The sequence below is a fragment of the Pyxidicoccus trucidator genome (assembly GCF_010894435.1).
GTDB lineage: Bacteria > Myxococcota > Myxococcia > Myxococcales > Myxococcaceae > Myxococcus > Myxococcus trucidator.
Genome location: NZ_JAAIXZ010000010.1, coordinates 202,145 through 221,722, shown reverse-complemented (window position 1 = coordinate 221,722; position 19,578 = coordinate 202,145). Strand labels below are relative to the sequence as shown.

General features: G+C 70.5%; 15 protein-coding genes. 9 read left to right on the top strand and 6 right to left on the bottom strand.

Annotated features, from left to right (window positions below):
* Positions 1-24: 24 nt before the first annotated feature.
* Both G4D85_RS27145 and G4D85_RS27140 read right to left on the bottom strand, forming a co-directional pair.
* On the bottom strand, positions 25-2,991 hold the full coding sequence (locus G4D85_RS27145; protein WP_164016908.1) for a choice-of-anchor D domain-containing protein: 2,967 nt from the start codon (positions 2,989-2,991) through the stop codon (positions 25-27).
* A gap of 158 nt (positions 2,992-3,149) precedes the next feature.
* A complete protein-coding gene (locus G4D85_RS27140) occupies positions 3,150-3,794 on the bottom strand; it encodes a CDP-alcohol phosphatidyltransferase family protein (protein WP_164016907.1) in 645 nt (214 codons plus the stop codon).
* 145 nt (positions 3,795-3,939) lie between these two features.
* Between G4D85_RS27140 and G4D85_RS27135 the strand changes: the two genes are divergently transcribed.
* Positions 3,940-6,492, top strand: a complete 2,553-nt coding sequence (locus G4D85_RS27135; RefSeq protein WP_164016906.1) for a penicillin acylase family protein — start codon at positions 3,940-3,942, stop codon at positions 6,490-6,492.
* 341 nt (positions 6,493-6,833) lie between these two features.
* A complete protein-coding gene (locus tag G4D85_RS27130) occupies positions 6,834-7,280 on the top strand; it encodes a DofA protein (protein ID WP_164016905.1) in 447 nt (148 codons plus the stop codon).
* Here the strand turns inward: G4D85_RS27130 and G4D85_RS27125 are convergent.
* The gene (locus tag G4D85_RS27125) at positions 7,246-8,076 is read right to left on the bottom strand and encodes a ThiF family adenylyltransferase (protein ID WP_164016904.1); all 831 of its coding nucleotides are present in this window, start codon (positions 8,074-8,076) and stop codon (positions 7,246-7,248) included. The genes G4D85_RS27130 and G4D85_RS27125 overlap by 35 nt on opposite strands.
* Before the next feature lie 483 nt (positions 8,077-8,559).
* Between G4D85_RS27125 and G4D85_RS27120 the strand changes: the two genes are divergently transcribed.
* Positions 8,560-9,951 (top strand): alpha/beta fold hydrolase, encoded by a 1,392-nt coding sequence (locus G4D85_RS27120; RefSeq protein WP_240359517.1) that lies wholly within the window; start codon positions 8,560-8,562, stop codon positions 9,949-9,951.
* Between the two features lie 7 nt (positions 9,952-9,958).
* On the opposite strand, the gene G4D85_RS27115 is transcribed toward G4D85_RS27120, so the two are convergent.
* Entirely contained in the window at positions 9,959-11,746 is a 1,788-nt protein-coding gene (locus G4D85_RS27115; RefSeq protein WP_205525727.1) for a sigma 54-interacting transcriptional regulator, read from the bottom strand.
* A 275-nt stretch (positions 11,747-12,021) separates the two neighbouring features.
* On the opposite strand from G4D85_RS27115, the gene G4D85_RS27110 reads away from it, so the two are divergent.
* The 5 genes from G4D85_RS27110 (at position 12,022) to G4D85_RS27090 (ending at position 16,243) form a co-directional block, all read left to right on the top strand.
* The gene (locus G4D85_RS27110; protein ID WP_164016903.1) at positions 12,022-13,110 is read left to right on the top strand and encodes a Vgb family protein; all 1,089 of its coding nucleotides are present in this window, start codon (positions 12,022-12,024) and stop codon (positions 13,108-13,110) included.
* Positions 13,111-13,194: 84 nt separating this feature from the next.
* A complete protein-coding gene (locus tag G4D85_RS27105) occupies positions 13,195-13,893 on the top strand; it encodes a hypothetical protein (protein WP_164016902.1) in 699 nt (232 codons plus the stop codon).
* Positions 13,894-13,896: 3 nt separating this feature from the next.
* Positions 13,897-14,661 carry a DUF4126 domain-containing protein gene (locus G4D85_RS27100; protein WP_164016901.1) on the top strand — a complete coding sequence of 255 codons (765 nt, stop codon included), beginning with the start codon at positions 13,897-13,899 and terminating at the stop codon, positions 14,659-14,661.
* Between the two features lie 46 nt (positions 14,662-14,707).
* On the top strand, positions 14,708-15,589 hold the full coding sequence (locus G4D85_RS27095) for a hypothetical protein (protein WP_164016900.1): 882 nt from the start codon (positions 14,708-14,710) through the stop codon (positions 15,587-15,589).
* Between the two features lie 36 nt (positions 15,590-15,625).
* The gene (locus tag G4D85_RS27090; RefSeq protein ID WP_205525726.1) at positions 15,626-16,243 is read left to right on the top strand and encodes a hypothetical protein; all 618 of its coding nucleotides are present in this window, start codon (positions 15,626-15,628) and stop codon (positions 16,241-16,243) included.
* Between the two features lie 86 nt (positions 16,244-16,329).
* On the opposite strand, the gene G4D85_RS27085 is transcribed toward G4D85_RS27090, so the two are convergent.
* Both G4D85_RS27085 and G4D85_RS27080 read right to left on the bottom strand, forming a co-directional pair.
* Positions 16,330-17,103, bottom strand: coding sequence for an SDR family NAD(P)-dependent oxidoreductase (locus G4D85_RS27085; RefSeq protein WP_164016898.1), 774 nt, complete (start codon positions 17,101-17,103; stop codon positions 16,330-16,332).
* Positions 17,104-17,149: 46 nt separating this feature from the next.
* Positions 17,150-19,054 (bottom strand): molecular chaperone DnaJ, encoded by a 1,905-nt coding sequence (locus G4D85_RS27080; protein WP_164016897.1) that lies wholly within the window; start codon positions 19,052-19,054, stop codon positions 17,150-17,152.
* Here G4D85_RS27080 and G4D85_RS50370 point away from each other — a divergent pair.
* Positions 19,004-19,447: a flavin reductase gene (locus tag G4D85_RS50370; protein ID WP_275900317.1), complete on the top strand. Its 444-nt coding sequence runs from the start codon at positions 19,004-19,006 to the stop codon at positions 19,445-19,447. The genes G4D85_RS27080 and G4D85_RS50370 overlap by 51 nt on opposite strands.
* Positions 19,448-19,578 lie beyond the last annotated feature (131 nt).

Here is a 19,578-nt window from a genome sequence, read left to right as displayed (position 1 = left end):
ACATCTCCCGCCTGCCTGCCTGCCCTACAGCGCTGCGCACGAGCGGCGGTAGGTGATGGAGATTCTCGCGCCCGGCCCCGGCACGTTGGCGAACACCACGCTGTTGGTGGCCCCGTCGTACGTCCAGCCCGTCGTCACCGGCGAGCCGTCCACCGTCACCGCGATGCTGCCCGGCTCCGGCACCTCGCTGAGCGGGAAGCGTGACTGCGCGGAGAAGGCCTTGTCCGCCACCGCGCGCAGCAGCGGCCGGTAGTCCGGAGCGCACACGCTCACCACCTCGCCACCGGTGCGCGCCGTGGCCTCCGCGTAGCGCGTGCCCGCGCCACCGGCCGTGTCGCAGCCGTCCTCCGGAGGCGCAATCGCGTAGAACGTCGCGCGCTGCGGCTGGTTGACGCCCTTGAGCTGCTGGGCCCACTGCACGTAGGTCTCCACCGCGTCCGGCGAGTGGTCGTCCTCGTCGCTGACGAAGAGCACCACCAGCGCGGCCTCGTCGCGGAGGAAGCCCAGGTTGCCGTCGCGCGGCAGGCGGGTGCGCGCGTCATCCACGCTGTCGACCAGCGGCCGGGACAGCGCGCGACGCATGGCCTCGAAGCCCTCCTCCACCTCGGCGCACTTGCCCACCTGCACGTTGCGCTGCAATTGCGCGGACAGGTCCGCCATGCCGCTGTCGAGCAGGCGGTTGAAGCTGTTGTCCGCCGGGAAGAAGCGGCCGGCCTCACCGCCCAGCGCGCCACCCGGGCAGTTGTCCGCCGGGTTGGACTGGGGCGCCTGCTGGATGCCGGTGGTGGTGACGGCCACGTGCAGGTTGACGTTCTTCTCCGCCGCGGTGTCCACGAAGGTGGGGACGGCCTCCACCAGGCGCGTCTGCTCCACCGCCATGGAGTCCGTGTTGTCCACCACGAAGAGGACGTCCACCTTGCTCACGTCCTGCTGCACGAAGAGGTCTGTCTTCTCCACCCGCTTGGAGGACTCGCCGATGAGCGGCACCAGCAGCGGCTCCGGCAAGTCGCTCGAGTCCACGTAGAGCGGCGACACGTTCAGCCCGTTGACCTGCGCGAAGTACTCCACGCCCACCGTGAAGCCCTGGTTGGGCTCCAGGGTGAAGGGCAGCGGGTCCGGCACGCTCTGCAGCGCGAACTCGGAGTCCGTGGTGCCCGGGCCAATCGACACGTTGTCCACCGTCACCGGCGCGGTGCACGCGTTGAGGAAGTTCACCTCCAGGGGCTCGGGCGGACAGTCGCGGCGCGCCACGCCCCAGTCGAGGTAGCGGCGCGACGCCACCAGGCACGCCGTCTGCGAGTTGGCCCGCAGCGGCAGCAGGAGGACGGGGTTGGCCGGGTCCATCTGCTCCACCTGGAGCAGGCCGGTGAACTGGCCGCCCGTGGGCGGCGAGGTGAAGGACACCAGGAAGCTGAACCAGTCTCCCGGGTACATGATGCCGCCGTACAGCGCGCCGCCGGGCATGCCGAACACGCCGCCTCCGTTGTCCCGCAGCTGGATGTTCTTCACCGGGCACAGGTCCGTGCCCCGGTTCTCCAGCTTCACGCCCAGCACCGCGCCCTGCGCCGGCGGCACCGTGCCGAAGTCCAGCGCCAGCGGGGTGACGACGAGCTGGCAGGGCGCGTGCTCCTCCGCCTGGCCGCGGAAGTCCATCTGCACCGTGGCCGCGGAGAAGGCGTTGGTCGTCATCACCAGCGAGCCCGTCGCCGAGCCCGCGCGCGTGGGCTCGTAGAAGACGGCGATGTTCACCTCCTGGCCCGGCTGCAGCGTGTACGGCATGGCCAGCGGCGTGTGGTTGAACTGCAGCTCACCGCCCGGCGCCGGCTGCCACCCCAGGGTGTTGAGGGTGAGCGCGCCCGCGTTGGACGAGCCGCAGTTCTTCACGTTGACCATGACGCGCGTCTTCGAGCCCAGCGGCTGCTTGCCGAAGTCGTAGGACAGCGGCGACACGCACAGCTCCGCCGCGCCGCCATAGCCGCGCAGCCCCACCGGCAGCGTGGGGTGGCGACGGCTCTCCACGTGGTACAGCGCCCTGTCCTGCGCCGGGCCCTGGTGGTCCGGGCTGTAGCGCAGCTGGAAGCCGCGCACCTCGCCGGGCTGCAGCACCAACGGGAAGCCGGCGTTGGCCTGGCTGAAGGACGCGTCCTTGCCCTCCAGCGTCAGCCGCGTCACCGTCGCCGGCTCGGTGCTGATGTTACGGATGCGCGACTCGCGGTAGGACTCGCGGTCCACCGGCACCGCGCCGAAGTCCACCACCTCGGGCTCCGCCACGACGGCCCGCTCCAGCGCCTCCGCGGCCACCTGCACCGGCAGGTCCGCGCAGCCGCGGCACGGCGACACCGCCAGCGCCACCTGCTTGCGCCCCACGCGCACCGGGCTGAACGTCACCGGCACCTCCCGGCTCTCACCGGCCGCCAGCGTCACCGGCTCCAGGGTGAACTCGTCCCGGTCCGCCCCCACCAGGCGCGGCGTCACCTCCACCGGCATCTCCGTGGGGTTGTCCAGCTTGAGCATCATCGTCTTGCTGGAGTCCGCCTCGATTCGCCCGAAGTCCAGCCGCCGCGGCGACACCTCCGCCCACGCGGCCACGCCCAGCCCGCTGAGCGGAATCTTCAGCAGCGGTTCGATGCGCGTGTCCGAGCGCACCACCAGCATCGCCGGCAGCGCTCCCGGCTTCGGAGGCGCGAAGCGCACGCGCAGGCTGCACGCGCTCCCCGGCTGCAGGCTGTGCGGCCCCTCATGGGTGAACTCGGCGAGGTAGGAACCCTCCGGCCCCTCCACCCACACCTCAGTCACGTTGATGCGCGCACGGCCCACGTTGCGCAGCGAGATTTCCGCCTCGCGCGCGTCGAAGATGGCCACCTTCTGGAAGTCGACCCCGCCGGGAGTGGCCGTCAGCCGTCCGTCCGCCAGGGCCGAACGGTCCCTGTCCGCACACCCGGCCAGCAAGCCCACCACCGCGAGGGCCAGCATGCCCCAGCGCCCCGTCATGGCACCCACCCCTTCCCCACACCCATCGCCCATGACCGCCGTTCTCCCCACATAGAGGAGGTCAGGCGGATCGGTGGCGAAGCTAGGCACCCACGGCGGGGCGGGCAACCACCCACCGGTGGGAAAAACGGGGCCTCACGGGGGGAGGCTGTCCGCTTTCAAATCTTGGGGATGCGCAGTGTCTTGCTGATCATCGCGCTTCCGCTGGCGACGTACAGCAGCGCGAGCGGATGCAACACCACCGGCCCCACGTCCCACACGCCGCCCAGCAACTGGGGGCCGATGCGGTCCATCCACGTGGCCACCGCCAGCACCATGACGAGCGCGAGGCTGGTGGGGATGGGCGTACCCTCGAAGTACTTCACCTTCCCCGTCGCGTCCGCCAGCTCCGCGGAGGTGACGTTGAAGCGCGCCAGCCGGCTGATGCCGCACGCGACGAAGTAGAGCAGCGCCGCCACGTCGAGCGCCCCGCGCATCCCCACCGCGAAGGCCAGCGCCGCCGGTGCCATGCCGAAGGAGATGACGTCCGCCAGCGAGTCCAGGTCCGCTCCGAGGGGCGACTTCTTGAAGCGCCACCGGGCGATGCGCCCATCCATGACGTCCAGCAGCAGCGCCATCGGCATCAGCCCGAAGGCCACCCACAGCCAGAGTCGCTCACCCGACGCCAGGAACTGCATGGCGGCGAGGATGGCCCCTGCTCCCGCGAAGCCGTTGCCCAGCGTCACGAAGTCGGCGAGCACGAACGTGCGGATCATCGAGAAGTGGCGGCGCGGGCGGCGGGCACCCTGCGGCTCGGTCGTCATATGCGCGCTCTCCTAGCACACCGTTTCTCCACTGCCCGTACGCTCGTTCCCGGAAGTCTCGTCTGGTACGGTAGGGCGGGAAAAAGTCGACTCCCAGAAAACTTTTGACCTCGTAATCAACCCCTCCCTACGCTCGAACACTGTCATGCATTCAACCCATCCCGTGTCCCCTCCGCGCGGAGTGCTCCGGCGTCATCGGAGCACCCGTTGGCAGCTGTCCCTCCTCGCCGGGCTGAGCCTGGCCTTCACCACCGCATGTGGTGACGAAGATCTGCCGCCTCCGACGCCGGAGCCCGAGCCGGCGCCGGCGTACGAGGCCACCATCCGCCGCACCGCCCACGGCATTCCCCACATCCAGGGCAAGGACATGGGCAGCCTGGGCTATGGCCAGGGCTATGCCTTCGCCAAGGACCATGTCTGCATCCTCGCGGATCAGATCCTCAAGGTCCGCGGCGAGCGCGCGGAGCACCTGGGCCAGGGCCAGGGCCAGCTCTACGCGGCCAGCGACTTCGCGTACCGCCTGCTGGACCTGCCCTCGCGGGCCCGCGCGGCCCTCCCGAATCAGACGGCGGACCTGCAGGCGCTGCTGAAGGGCTACGCCGCGGGCTTCAACCGCTACCTGACGGAGACGCCGGCGGCCAACCTGCCCCAGCCGTGCAAGGGCGCCACCTGGGTCAAGCCCATCAACGAGGTCGACCTGCTGGCCTACCACATCAGCGTGGGCCTGGCGGCCAGCAGCTACCAGCTCATCCTGGCCATCGCCGCGGCCGAGCCGCCCGGTGCGGTGGGCGGAGGCTCCGTGGGCCGCCCCACGCCGGGCAGCTTCAAGATTGAGCGCCCCGCGGAGCACAGCGTGGGCAGCAACGGCTGGGCCCTGGGCAAGGACAAGACCACCACGGGCCGCGGCATGGTGGTGGCCAACCCGCACTTCCCCTGGGAGGGTGAGCTCAAGCTGTGGGAGAGCCACCTCACCGTGCCGGGCCAGCTGAACGTCTACGGCGTGGGGCTCATGGGCGTGCCCGCGGTGCTCATCGGCTTCAACGAGAACGTGGCGTGGACGCACACCTTCTCCTCCGGCCAGCGGATGACGCTGTACCGGCTGCCGCTCGTGCCGGGCAAGCCGACCAGCTACATGTACGAGGGCCAGGAGCGGGCGATGACGACGAAGCAGATCGACATCCTCGTGAAGCTGCCCGAGGGCTCGCTGACCAAGGTCACCCGGACGATGTACTCGAGCCACTACGGCCCGATGATGGTCATCCCCCGCTCGTCGCTGCCCGTGCAGGCCGCGCCCCTGGCGATGGAGTGGAACACCCAGTACGCCTACACCCTGCGCGACGCGAACATCGACAACACCGCGCTGATGGCCCAGTTCGTCGGCATGGACAAGGCGAAGAGCCTCCAGGATTTCAAGAGCGTCTACGCGAGCGTCCAGGGCATTCCCTGGGTGAACACCATGGCGGCCGACCCGCAGGGCAACGTCTGGTACACGGACGCCACGCCCACGCCCAACCTGCTCCCCGAGGCCATCGCCGAGTGGCGCGCCACCAGCGCGGGGGCGGACCCGCAGGTCGCCTTCTACTTCCAGAACCAGGGCCTGGTGCTGCTGGACGGCAGCAAGGCGGCGAACGAGTGGCAGAACGAGCCCGCGTCCCGCGGCCCGGGTATCGTTCCGTTCGCCAAGGTGCCCCAGCTGGACCGCACCGACTTCGTCTTCAACGCCAATGACAGCTACTGGCTGGCCAACCCCGCCGCGCCGCTGACGGGCTTCTCGCCCATGCACGGGCTCGAGGGCGTGGGCCAGAGCCCCCGCACGCGCATGAACGCCGTCCTGCTCACCGAGGTGCGCGAGGACGGCGCGTCCGGCCAGGATGGCAAGTTCACCCGGACCGAGCTGCAGGACGCCATCCTCAACAACCGCAGCATGACGGCGGAGCTGCTGCGCGCACAGGTCGTCGAGCGCTGCACGGGCGTGACGACGGTGCCCTATCAGACGTCCACCGGGACGGTGGAGGTGAACCTCCAGCCCGCGTGCCAGGCGCTCGCCGGGTGGAACGGCCGCTACGACACCGACAGCGTGGGCGCGGTGATGTGGCGTGAGTTCGCCGCCACCTATCCGCTGACCACGCACAGCAATGGCGGCTCGCTCTACGCCGTGCCCTTCAACGTGGCGGACCCCATCGGCACGCCCAACACGCTGGGGCCGGAGCAGGGCCCCGCCCCGGTGCTGACGCGCCTGGCCCAGGCCACACTCGTGCTGGCGGCCGCGGGAATCCCCGCGAACGCCCCGCTGGGTGACGTGCAGTACACGCCGCGCACCGGCACGAAGATTCCCATCCACGGCGGCATCGCCGTGGACGGCACGGCGAACCAGGTCGCCTATGGCTCCCTGAAGTCCACCGCCAACGAGGCCGAGTACACCGCCCCGCGCGGCCCGCGCATCAACCCCAACTCGGGCCTCACCAGCACCGGCTACGTCATCAACAACGGCAGCAGCTTCATCATGGCCATGGAGTTCACCCCGGAGGGCCCGAAGGGGAACGCGGTGCTCACCTACAGCGAGTCCAGCGACCCGGCCTCGCCCTACTTCGCGGACCAGACGCTGCTGTTCTCCGAGAAGAAGTGGCGCCCCATCCTCTTCACGGAGGCGGAGATCGCCGCCGCGACGCAGGAGACGCAGACCATCTCCGGCAACTGAAGTCTCCAGGGGCCCCTCCCTCCGGTGAGGGGTTCCTGTCCGAAGTCATGAAGTGACGGGCCCCCGGGGTCCGAGGCCCTCCGGCCTCGGGCCCCGAGCCTTGCTGGGAGTCCCGCTGGAGCCACGTTCCCGCTCGCGGTCCTCCGTCCGAAGCCCGACACCGGGCACCGCCGTGCGGGCCGCCTCTGTCCTCCCGGCGATGTCCGCCCCCGGGGCTGATTCCATCGCCCCCCGCCACGCGCACCATGGGCGGCCAGACCGCCAGGCAGCGCCATGCGTTTCCTGGCGAGAGGGGGGACCGGGAGCACCCGGTCTTTAGAGCGAAGGAGCAGTGGGACGTCATGCCAACGCCGGTCTTCAAGACAGCCATCATCGACAGGGTCTTCTTCCTCCGCTGGGAGGCGCCGCCCAGCCAGGAGGAGGTTCACGCCGTCTTCAATGAGATGAAGGACGTCTACGAGCAGCTCAGGCCACCGCTCGTGCTGGTGGCGAGCCTGAATCCCAGGTCCTCCGTGCCCAACACCGAGCAGCGCCGCCACCTGTCCAACCTCCAGTCGGACGTGCGGCCCCTCTTCTCGGAGATCCACGCCATCCTCGAGGGCAGTGACCTCCATTACAACCTCCAGCGGGTCATCATCTCCGGCATCAACCTCGTCACGCGCACCAACGACGAGGCCTACCACCGCCTGCACAAGCACGCGGACCAGGTGGCGCCGTACCTCAGCCAGCGGCTGGGCGTGGACGGCGTGAAGGTCATCCACGAGGCGCGGACGCGCGGCGTGGTGTGAGCTGGCGGCCGGGCTGAATCGAGGCCCGGACGTAGCGGTGGTCGAAGAGGTCCACGTAGAGGTACTCGGGCCAGGACACCATGGCGCGCGGGCCGAGCATCACCCCGCGCACCAGCTCGCTCACCATCATCCCCGCCGCGGTGGTGGCCCCCACCACGCACGTGGGCGCGTGCCCCTGGCCCTGGTAGCACGCGTCCATGTACTCCTGGAGCATGTAGCTGCCCAGGTGGGGGATGATGGCCGGCAGGTCGATGCGGCCATCCGGCAGGAAGTAGAGCGCCTCGTAGAGCGGCGCGTCCGGCTGGAAGACATGCAGCGCCGCGCCGAAGCCCAGCATCAGCCCCGTCATGACGGGCACGCCGCGCTGGCGGCAGGCACGGTGGAGCGCCTGCTTCGCCCGCGCGCCCGCGATGTCGATGACCTCCACCACGAAGTCCACCGGGGGCAGGCCCGCGCCGCCCGCGAGCACCGCCTCCGCGTTGTCGTCGGTGATTCCCTCGCCCAGCTGCCGCAGCCGCAGGTCCGGGTGGATGTCCAGGCACATGCGCCCCACCACCTCCACCTTCGGCTGCCCCAGCGTGCTCTCGAAGCAGCCTGCCTGCCGGTTCATGTTGTGCCGCTCGTAGATGTCGAAGTCCGCGAGCGTGACGGCGCCGAAGCCCAGCCGGGCCAGGTCCACCGCGCACTGCCCTCCGGCCCCTCCCACTCCGGCGACGAGCACGTGCGTGCGCGACAGCCGCTCCATCGTTTCAGGACCAATGACTCCGAGGTTGCGCTGGAAACGCGGCTCCACCATGAGGCCTCCCGGGTAGGGCGATGACACCCAGGTGCGCCCTCCCCTGGAGGGCGGCGAGGGCCGGAAGGACCCGTGTGTTCAGCATCCCCTGACACCCGCTGGTGCTGTCAGGACCCAGGCAGGCGTGCCGTCCTCCAGGATTAAACGGCCCTTGCTGGATCTCCTGTCATGTGTTTATTGGCGCACGCTCGTCGCCCCCAATGACATGCGCTGCCCGGTGGTGCCTCGCTCCCGCGAGGTGGCGCACGGGTGACGTGCCCGCTTCAGTGATGAAGCAGGCACGGAAGTCCCGTACCTGGCAGGGCATGTCAGGGGTTCGATCCAGAGTGGCCTTCACGCGTGAAGCCCACGACTGGAGGGCACTCCAGGGATTCCAGGCGTTTGGGGGGTGGCTTGGATTCTGCTCAGAGGGCGACACGACGGGGGAGTCCTGGGCCGGCGGTGACGGCTCCCCCAACCCCTTCCGCTGGTTTTGAGGTCTGTATGCGTTCCTGGTTCATTCTCTGTGTTGCGCTGGCCAATCTGGCACTCGGTTGTGGCGGTGGCGAGGTGGCAGCCGCCGAAGAGTTGCAACACGTCGTCTCCGCGGCGGCCCCCCTGGAAGGTGTGGGCGCGGCCCAGGTGTCCGCCCCACTCGTCACGCGGGACACCCTGTTCGGCGACGTGGCGCACTACCGGTTCCGGGTCCGGGTGGGCGCGGGCGCGCACGACTTCGTCACCCTCCACCGGGTGGTGCGTGAGGACGCGGCCTGGCGGCCGGCGCGGGCGACCCGCTCGGTCTTCATGGTGCACGGCGACGGCTGGGGCTTCGAGGCGGCCTTCCTCTCCAGCGTGGGCTCGGCGCACGTGCCGGTAGACCACTCCATCGCCGCCTATATGGCGAAGGAGGGCGTGGACGTGTGGGGCATCGATTTGCGGTGGGTGGGGGTGCCCCAGGCCACGCAGGACTTCTCCTTCATGGCGAACTGGACGCTGGGCACGCACGCCCAGGACGTGGGCACGGGCCTGACGGTGGCGCGGGCGGTGCGCCTGGCGACGCGGAGCGGCGCGGGCGCGCTGCACCTGATGGGGTGGAGCCGGGGCGCGGCGGTGACCTATGCGTACCTGAACCTGGAGGCGCGGCTGCCGCGCGCACTGCGCCAGGTGGACGGCTTCATCCCCGTGGACATGGCGGTGCGCTACTCCCCCCAGGACGCGGAGCAGCGGGACTGGGCCTGCGAGCGCCACGCCGTGCTGAGCGCGGCGCGGCAGGCGGGCCGCGTGGAGGGCGGGCTTCTCGGCCCCGCGCCCGGCATCACCCTGCAGACCATCGGCTTCCTCGCCGAGACGGCGCCGAGCGCGCCGTCGCCGCTGCTGCCGGAGGACGTGTTCGGCCCCGGCACCGGCATCCCCTCCAACCGGAAGGTGGCCATCGTCTCCGCGGCGGCCACGGGCGCGCTGCTGGCGCCCTTGAAGCCCGTCGCCCCGGGCTACCACCTGATGGCCGGGGCGCCGGACGCCACGGGGCTTCCGGCCTCGCTGGTCTTCACCCGTGAGGAGTACGTCTATGAGTACAGCCAGCGCGCCGCGCCCTACCAGAGCCTCAACGAGGTGGTGGAGTCGGACGCCTGGGCGTGCGGCCTGGACGTGCCCTACGACGACCACCTGAGCCGGGTGAAGGTGCCGGTGCTGTACGTGGGCGCCGCGGGAGGCGTGGGCCGCTACGGCGAGCACAGCCTCACGCAGCTGGGCAGCCAGGACGTCACCGTCCTCATCGCGCGCACGCTGCCGGAGTCGGCGCGCGCCCTGGACTACGGGCACGCGGACCTGTTCCTCGCGGACGACGCGCGCGAGCGCGTCTGGAAGCCGATGCTCCAGTGGGTGCGCAGCCACTGAGGCGGCGTCAGTCCGCCTTCCACAGTCCGTGGCGCCGGGCCCTGCGGCCCAGCGTCACCGGGTCCATCCCCAGCGCCACGGCCGCGCGCCGCAGCACGCCGCCATGGCGCTCCAGCGCCTCGCGGATGAGCTCGCGCTCCACCCGCTCCAGCCGCGCGCGCAGCGAGCCATCTCCGGTGTGCTCGTTGCGCACCGGCACCGCGGCGCCCAGCACCGGAGGCAGCAGCCTCCGGGTGACGACCTCGCCCGGGCGGGACAGGAGCACGGCGCGCTCCATGACGTTGCGCAGCTCGCGCACGTTGCCCGGCCAGGAGTAGGCGCGCAGCGCGTCCTCCACGTCCGGCCCCAGGCCGCTGGCGGAGCGCTTGAGGGCGCGGTTGAACAGCTCCAGGAAGAAGCGCGCCAGCTCCGGCACGTCCTCGGGCCGCTCGCGCAGCGGGGGGATGTCGATGGTGAAGCTGTTGAGCCGGTAGAAGAGGTCCGCGCGGAAGCGGCCGGCGCGCACCTCCTCGCCCAGGTCCTTGTTGCTGGCGGCCACCACGCGCACGTCCACGTGGCGCACGTGGGTGCCGCCCACCGGCCGCACGTCCCCCGTCTCCAGCACGCGCAGCAGCTTGGCCTGGAGGTTGGGGGTGGTGTTCTCGATTTCGTCCAGGAAGATGGTGCCGCCATTGGCGAGCACGAACAGGCCCGGGTGGTCCGCCACCGCGCCGGTGAAGGCGCCCTTCACGTGGCCGAACAGCTCGCTCTCCAGCAGCGTCTCCGTCAGCGCGCCGCAGTCCTGCACCACCAGCGACACGTCTCCGCGCCCGCTGAGCCGGTGGAGGATGCGCGCCAGCACCTCCTTGCCGGTGCCCGTCTCGCCCTGCAGCAGCACCGCGACGCGGTGGGGCGACACCAGGCGCACCATCTCCATCACCCGCTGCATGGCGCCGCTGCGGAAGCCCACCTCGTCACTGCCCCTGCCGCCCAGGGCCGCGGGCAGGGCCTGCGACAGCGCCCGCTCGCGCAGGAGGTTGCGCTCCAGCTCCAGCGCCATGCGCCACTGCTCGGTGCGCATGCCGTGCTCACGGCCGGCCTGCAGCACCGCCTGGCGCACGGCCTCCTGCGTGGGGTGGGCGCCGAGCGCGCGGAAGATGCGGCCGGAATTGAAGAGCTCCACCAGCCGCTCGGGGGCGGCGGGCGCGCAGTAGACGATGCGGGAGGCCAGGTCGCTCGGAGGGCCCGCGCCGGACAGGTCCACCTCCGTGCGACGCGCGGCCAGCGACTCCACCAGGGCCAGCGCCTCGCCCTCGTCGTGCCCGCACACCAGCAGCACCGCGGCGTCGCCTCGCGTCAGCAGCGAGTGGACCTCGGCGGGGCTGGAGGCGAAGTGCGGCGTGGCCTGCCCGTCCAGCGCGGCGCGCACCCCGTGGGCTTCCAGCTCGCTGGCAAACGCCACCACCACCTGGAGGTGCGAGGTGGACAGGTAGCGCGCCAGCTTCCCCCCATCCGAGCCCTCGAAGGTGCGGAAGATGACTCCGAGCGACGTCACCGCCCCGGACGCGTCATGCCGCCACCGCACGTCGCCGAGCACGCGGACGTGCTCTCCCGAGTCGGGCAGTGAGAAGGACAGCTCCACCTCCTCGCCCTCGCGAGGCCCCTCCGAGGCGTCGCGCGGCGTGGCGATGAGGCCAATGCCCGTCTCGCTGATGTTGACCGCCCAGCACCCATGGAGCGCGGGCTGCGTCACCACCTTCACGTACAACGGCTTGCGCTCGCTTCGAGGGGCGTAGGCGGACACAGGCCGCGTCATGGGTGGCGCACTCTACTCCAGGGATGAAGCTCTGACGGGAAATTGCCGCAAAAGAGGATTCAGCACCCATCACTCGCGCGCGGGGTGGGTGTGCGCTTCACGGTCCGCTCCTTCCAGGAGTGGCGGAAGTGACGCAGCGCCGCTCCGGAGAAGCCCGCACCGCCCGTCCGGATGGCGGACCGTGGGGACGTACCGGGAGTCGCGTGGTCGATATCTCTCCGTGTCCCTGGGAGTTCCGCGGCCGGGCGAGCCGGGCATTTCCTATCGTGTGCCGCATGAATCGACGTTTGATTGCGCCGCGGACCTCCTCACGCGCTCCGCTTCGCCTCGCCGCCCTGGTGGCCTTCACCGTGGCCTTCACCGGGGGCTGCGGCGAGGTCGAGCCGGAGACACCCGCCGGCCGCGGAGTGCTGCTCATCGGCAACAGCCGCGCGGACAACGTGGTGCGGTTCGACGCCCGGACGGGCGAGTTCCTCGGGGACTTCATCGAGGACGATGGCCCCGCGGGCCTCATCGCTCCGGATGCGCTGGTCTTCAATCAGGGGGGCGACCTGTTCGTGTCCAGTGGGGACACGACGGAGAACTCGGCCATCGTCCGCTACGACGGGCAGACGGGGGAGTTCCTCACCGTGTTCGCGGTGGCTCGGAGTCTGGTGCGCCCGACGGGCCTCGCCTTCGGGCCGGATGACCGGCTCTACGTCAGCAGCCTCCTCACCGACCGCATCCTCCGCTTCGACGCGGAGACGGGGAGCTTCATCGACGTGTTCGCCACGGGGAACGGAGCGCCGGGGGGACTCAACGGCCCCAACGCGCTGGCCTTTGACAGGGCCGGACGGCTCTACGTGAGCACGCAGGGCAGCGTCGCCGTGGACGGTCAGCCCACCTTCCCCGGGCTGCCCAGCCAGGTGCTGCGCTTCGACATCGCCACGGGCCAGTCCGAGGTCTTCATCGACCAGCCCGAGCTCTCGCCCGCGGGACTGGGCTACATCCGCCTGCTCGGCCTCGCCTTCGGGCCGGACTGCGAGCGCTCCGGTGGCGAGTGCGACCTGTTCGTCAGCGACTTCGCCAATGACATCCGGCGCCATGACCTGGAGAGCGGCGCGCTGGAGGCCACGCTCTCCACGAACTACTCCGGCACGGTGCCGGCGGGGAACAACCTGGGCGGCCTCGCCTTCGACGACGAGGGCCGGCTCTATTCCGTGGGGTTCGACAACACCCAGGGAGGCGAGCTGCGCGGTGCCCTCCTCCGCTTCGACGGACGGACGAACGCGCCCCTTCCCTCCTCGGGCAACACCGGAGCCGTCTTCGTACCGCCCACGGGGGAGCTGGTGCGTCCCATTGGCATCACCTTCACGCGCCAGTAACCTCGCCCTCCGGAGGCTCCGGGAGGGGCCGGTTCCCGCCAGGCAGGCCGGGGACGTCCGCATGAGGGGGAAGTCACCGTGACGATGAGCACCACCGCGGTCGCCAGCGGCGAGGAGCACGAGCTCGCGCTGCTGCTGGGCGGCCGCTGCCGCCGCTGCGCCGAGAAAATCCCGGGCGGCGCCGTGCTGCGAGGCAGGCCGTGCCCCCGGTGTGACGAACAGACCCTCCCGAGCCCGACGGACCGGGAGGTGCTGCATCAACTCGCCACGGAGCGCGCCTCGGCGCGGCTCTGGGTGGCGGTGACCGTGGTGGCCGTGGCGAGCCTGGCGGCGAGCTGGTTCCCGCTGCTCACCTCCCTGCTGCTCGTGGCGGCGCTGCTGTGGATTCGCGTGACGATGGTGAAGCCGGCGCTGCAGCTGCTCACGCCGCAGCGCAGGCAGGTCTCACAGCTGACGCTGCGGCTGGCGGCGGGCTGCTTCGTGGCGGCGGCCATCCTCCTGGGCGAGGTGCTCACCTTCATCCCCGCCGTCGGAGCGCTGGCCAAGGTGGTGCTGAGCACGGGCCAGGTCGCCGCCGCGGGCATCTTCGCGCGCCGCTACCTGGCGTGGCAGACGGAGCGCGAGGCGCGCGGAATCCCAATGGCGCGGTGGGAGGTGGTGCTGCTGGTGGGGTTCCTGACGTCGCTGCTGGTCTTCACGGTCGGCTCGGTGATGTTGCTGTGGTGGCTGTTCGAGAAGCTCGGGGTGCTGCGTGGGCTCCTCTCCAGCCTGGTGGGAGGCTGAGCCATGATTTCCTTCGCAATCCTTTCCCAGCTCATCGGACTGAGCAGTGCGTCCGGGACGCGCGCCGGGGCCAGCCTGCTGCTGGTGGCGGCGGCCTCGCACTTCCACTACGTGGCGCTGCCGCCTGAGATGGCGTGGATGGCCACTCCCGAGGCGATGGGGACCTTCGTCGCCCTGCTGGCCTTCGAGATGTACACGCAGCGGGACGCGGACCTGCGCCTGTTCCTGGGGCTGGCACAGTTCAGCCTGAGCGCCGCGAGCGGCGCGGTGGTGGCAATGGCCTCGATGGGGGTGCAAACGGAGCAGCTCCCCCCGTGGGCCGTGGGCGCGGTGGGCGCGGGCATCGCCGTGGCGACCTATTCGATGCGGCAGCGGCTGCAGGACAGCGTGGGAAATCTGGAGACCGACCTGGCCCACCCCTACCGCTGGCTGCTGCGCATGGAGGACTTCGTGGCCCTGGCCGTGGCGGCGGCGGCCATCTTGTTTGCTCCGCTGGCCCTGGCGCTGGTGATTGTCTTCACCGTGGGGTGCGTGGTGGCGGGGCTGTTCGCGCGGCGGCTGGAGGGGCGCTCGCGTCGGCCGTGCCCGGCGGGGTGCGGCGCGTCCATTCGCAAGGAGGCCTCACGCTGCCCGAAGTGCCGGGCCGATGTGCCGGTGCTGGTGAAGCTGGAGCTGCGGCTCGCGGGTCGGGCGCAGGATGCGATTCGTGGGGCTCTGAAGTCGGCGGTGGACGGAGGAGCGACGCTGGTGCGAAGGAAGACCGGATGACCGCTCCGGGCGTCCTGGCAGGCCACGAGACGCGGCGAGGAGCCCCATGTCCCATGAGCTGATGAGCGAGGCGCTCGAACGCTTCCTGGAGGTCCATCCTCCGGTGGGTTCCCTGCCGCGATGGGATGAGGCCGTGCATGACGCGTTTCGGCTGAGCACGCGGTCCGCCGCCCTGTGCGATGGCACGCACCTGGGGGAGTACTTCATCGAGCTGCGCAAGCAGGCCACCGCGGAGCTGGTGTCGTTTCATCGCGAGCTGACGGTGACGCCGTACCGGGGTCTGGAGGTGCCCTGTCCTGATGGGTACTCGCTGTGGCAGGTCGACATTTCCCTGACGCTGTTCCCGATGAGGGGCCAGGGCTTCTCGCGCATCGAGTGCCTCGTGGAGTTCAGCACCGAAGTGGAGAGTCCAGACGCCTTTCGCGTGCTCAAGCTGTTGCCGGAGCAGGGCGCGGAGGTGAAGGCGCGCAAGGAATTGAGCGGCTCGCTCCAGCTCGACACGCTGAAGAAGGTGGGGCTCTGGGTGCCACTGCCCACCGCGCGACTGACGGCGGAGGTCGCGGTGGAGCGCTACGGCAAGGAGGGCGTGGGCCCTCTCATCTCCGAAGCGGTCCGGAGGTGCGCTCAGACGGAGGTGCTCGGAGTTACAGGGGCACGCTGGCGCCTGAAGGCCCTCGCGCAACGTCAGATGCCAGGCGCGGAGAGTCACCAGTTGTCTGTCATTCTCGCCGTCAAGCAGGGGACTCCGGCGCTCCAGGCCGCCGGGAGCCTGCTGGCCTGCAGCGACGAAGACTGGCTGAGCCAGTCCGTGGGCAGCATCTTGCTGGAGTTCGACTCCGACGTGCGCAGGTTCCTGAAGAGCGGCGCACCCGCGGAGGGCTATGGCGAATGGAAGGACATCCTCGTTGGCCCACCAGGTCTGTCTTGATAGGGTGATGGCTCTTCCCTGAAAGGCATTCCGCAAATGAACAAGCTCTCGCGTGTGATGTGTCTGGGTTCTGTCCTGACTCTTGCCGCCTGTGGTGGACCGGAGCAGGTGGAAGGCGAGGAACTGGCGCGGCAGTCCGCAGCCGTCGTGATTCCCGCGACGGCGTCGTCGCAGGGCTGCGACTTCACGCTCAACGCCATCCAGACCCTCCCGGCGCCGCCGACCTACAATGTCATCCTCACCCGCAACGGCGGCGAGGGCTGCCCCCATCCCGCGGACGTCTCGACGGTAATGGGGACCTCCTACGGCTCCGAGCCCAAGCTGTCGATGAAGGGAAACGCCCTGGGGCTCGCGGTCGCGTTCACGCTGAAGGGGACCTACAGCGGCTCTTCGCCCACCTACCTGGGTCTCAGGCACGTGGACCCGGCGACCCTGTCCACGGTGCGCAGCGCGGACATCCGCGGTGACTACCCCTACGGGCAGATCACCTCGGGCGGAGTCTCCATCCAAGCCGATGGCACGACGCTGAAGGTGCAGGGCTACAAGTCGGGCACCCTCCAGGGCCTGGGGGGCAACTACTACGTCGCGACGTTCGTGAACTTCTTCACCAGCACCACGCCGCCGACCTTCACCACCCTCAACGTCCCCTACTGACGCAGCCCCCTACCCTGCCCGCCACCGGCCAATCCAGTGACGGGCGGGGAGCAGGAGGTGCTGCGGCGCCACCCACTCCGCGCTGCTCAGGGCAGGCTGGAGGACCAGCCGCCGTCCACGGGGTAGGCGCCGCCGGTGCAGTAGCCGCTGTCCTCGCTGGCGAGGAAGAGGTTCAGCCGGGCGACCTCCTCGTTGGAGGCGAAGCGCTTGAGGGGCACGCGCCCGGCGACCCAGGCCCGAATCTCGGCCTCTTTGCCGGGCCCCATCATCTGCTCCACATTCGTCATCATGTCGTTGTCGACGGGGCCAGGGCACACCGCGTTGACCCGGATGCGGTGGGGCGCACCGTCGATGGCGGCCGCGCGCGCGATTCCCACGACGGCGTGCTTGCTGGTCACGTACGGCGAGGAGACCCCCATCCCACCGAGGCCTCCCGCCGAGGAGGTGAGGATGATGCTTCCGCCGCCGCGCTTCTGCATTTCGGGGAACGCGTACTTGATGGCCAGCCACGTACCGCGCACGTTGATGGCCATCACCGAGTCGAAGGACTCCACGGAGATGTCGGAGATGGGGCGGAACTCCCCCTGGATGCCCGCGTTGCTCACCAGGATGTCGAGCCCACCGTGGCGCTCCACCGCCTCACGGAGGTAGCGCTGGGTGTCCTCGACCTGGGAGACATCCGCCACGGAGTAGCTGACGTTCTCGTGGTTGATGGCCTGCACCGTCTTGCGGAGCTTCTCCGCGTTCCGGCCCACCACCACCACCCGGGCGCCCTCCTGGACGAAGAGCGCGGCCGTCGCCGCTCCGATGCCACTACCGCCGCCGGTGATGACCGCGACCTTGTCCTGCAACCGCTTCATGATGTGCTCCCCCTTGAGGAGGCTGGTGCGCCAGCCGCCTCGGATACTAGCCCGGTCGGAAGCGGCGCTCGATTCGCGAGCGCAGGAGCGCTACCAGCTCCCGCTCGCCCTCGGCCAGCTCGGACGCGAGCGAGCCCCGGTCCGCCTTGCGGATACCGAGCGTCAGCACGGGCGCATTGACTCGGGCCTCGTCCTTCAGCGCGCGGGCCCCCTCCTTCACCACCAGGTCCGCGTGCTCCGCCGCGATGCCGTACGGCTTGAGGTACAGGTCCGTGAAGAGCTGCTTGAGCGCTCCCACTCTCAGCGCCTCACGCGACACGGGCAGGAGCTGGAAGGCAATGCCCTTGCCCGCGAGCTTCACCACCACCTCGTCGACGAGGCCGACCTTCAGGGCGAAGGGCAGGAGCGCCTCCTGGCCCTCGGACCAGTTGAAGAGGAAGTAGCTCCTGCCGACGTGGCCGCAGGCCGGGCACACCAGGCCGTTGAGCTCGTCCAGGCCCCGGGTGCGCAGCAGGTGGACGAGGAAGACGTCCGCGCCACAGCCCTTGCACTGCTCGCGCGGGCCGAGGTGCGCGAGCACCCGCTGCGCCAGCGTCGCGACGGTGTGGCGCTCGAGCGCAATGGGCACACCGGCGAGCAACCCGACCGACTTGAGCTGGAGCCCGAAGCGCACCTTCCCCCCCTGGGAGCGGAGCCCGAGCTCGAGCGGAGGCGGCAGCCGGGTGAGGAGTTCCTCGAAGGACGGGGCTTCCGGCCACGCCGCGGCCATGGCGGCGTAGCGCTCGGCCCAGCCCTCCCGGTTCGCGAGCGCGTCGGGAGGACGCCCCGCGCGCTCGACGAAGAAGGCCATCAACACCAGCGTGGCCTCCCACGGGGCCTGCTCCACCGCCTCCTCCAGCGTCTGCGCGAGCGTGCGGGCCTCGGACGACGCCCGTTGGCGCTCGAGACGCTCCGCGCCCTTGCGCACGAGGGGGCTCTCGAGAATGGGGTCGAAGGTGCGCACCGCCCCTTCGGGCTTCGCTTCGGTGAGCGATTGCTTCAACGCGGTCAGCTCCCGGGCCGCCCGGTCCAGCCGGCCCATGCGCGCCAGGGCGTCGCGCATCGTGCGCTCGGCGTCCTCGGCAAGCTCGGTGAGGGTCTCCTGGAAGTAGTCGCGGCCCAGCTCCTGGAGCCCCGTCCATTCGGCATGGAGACGGAAGGTGGACGACTCGCGCAGGCGGCCGAGGTCCGCGAGCAGCGAGCGGCGCACGGGTGCCAGGGCGGCGATGCGCTTCTCCAGGTGGGTGAGCCGCTCGTCCACGGACACCGCCGTGTCGAGCAGCTCGCCCCGGTCCACGCGAACGAGGAAGAGCTCCAGCGCGGTCCGGTCCCCCTTCTCGAAGGCGAGGTTGACCTGGACCATCAACTGGTGGAGCCGCTGCCGCTCCTCCTCCGTCCGGGCGAGGTCCGGGTGGAGCAGTCGCGCGAGCCTGCGATAGAGCCGCTTGAGGGTCTGCGCCTCGGACGCGAGGTCGGGAGGGGGCGAGAGCGGCTCGGGCACGTCGTCGTCGAGCGTGGCTCCGGGCGTCCAGGGACGCTCGCCTTCCGACTCTTCTTCCGCCGCTTCCCGCACGGCCCGAGGCGAGCGCGCGGGCTTGCGCGACTTGCGGCCGGACGCCTTCGGCGTGCGCAGCTCGGCGTCGAGCCGCGCCAGCTCGTCCTGCAGGGCCTGGAGCCGCCGGACCAGACGCTCACGCCGCTCGAGGCAGGCGAAGGCGGCCGACAGCTCCCGCTCGTAGCGCGCGGAGAACGCGGCCAGCTCCGAGGCCAGGGTCTCCACCTCCAGGTCGAGCGTGGAGATTTCATCGAGCAATGCGAGGAGCCGCCGCTCGGCCTCGGCGGCGGCATCCTCGGCATCACTTTGAGTGCGCACGAGTGCGACGGAGCGCACCAGCGCGTCGGAAGCGCTCATCCCGCGTCCTTCTACCACCAGCCTCCCCTTCCCGCCTCTGCCAGTCCGGCCTCCAGGCGAGCGAGCAGGCTGGACGAGGCGGCCGGTGGCCGCGAGTGGGCGGCGGCGGGGCTGAGGGCCGCTCCCGCCTCCCGCGTGCAAGCGCCGCTCGTGGAGGGCTGCGTGGGGTGGCTGGAGTGCCGCGTGCTGTCCGAGCCGGACGTCCAGCGCAAGTACGACCTGTTCATCGCCGAGGTCGTCGCGGCCTGGGTCGAGGACTCGGTGTGGAAGGACGGTGGGTGGGACTTCAGCGCCGGAGACGAATACCGCCCCATCCATCACCTGGCTGGCGGTGTGTTCTTCGCCACGGGTGAGCGGATGCAGGCGCACAAGCCCGAGGGGACGAAGAAGTAGCACCGCTGCGCTGGAGGGACTGGCCGCCTCCGCGGCTCTTCGTGTCCGGCCAGAACGCCCCCGCGAGGCCGTGCGAGCGGATGCACGCCACTGATATGACGCGGCCCCCATGCCCGATTCGTCTCCTGGAG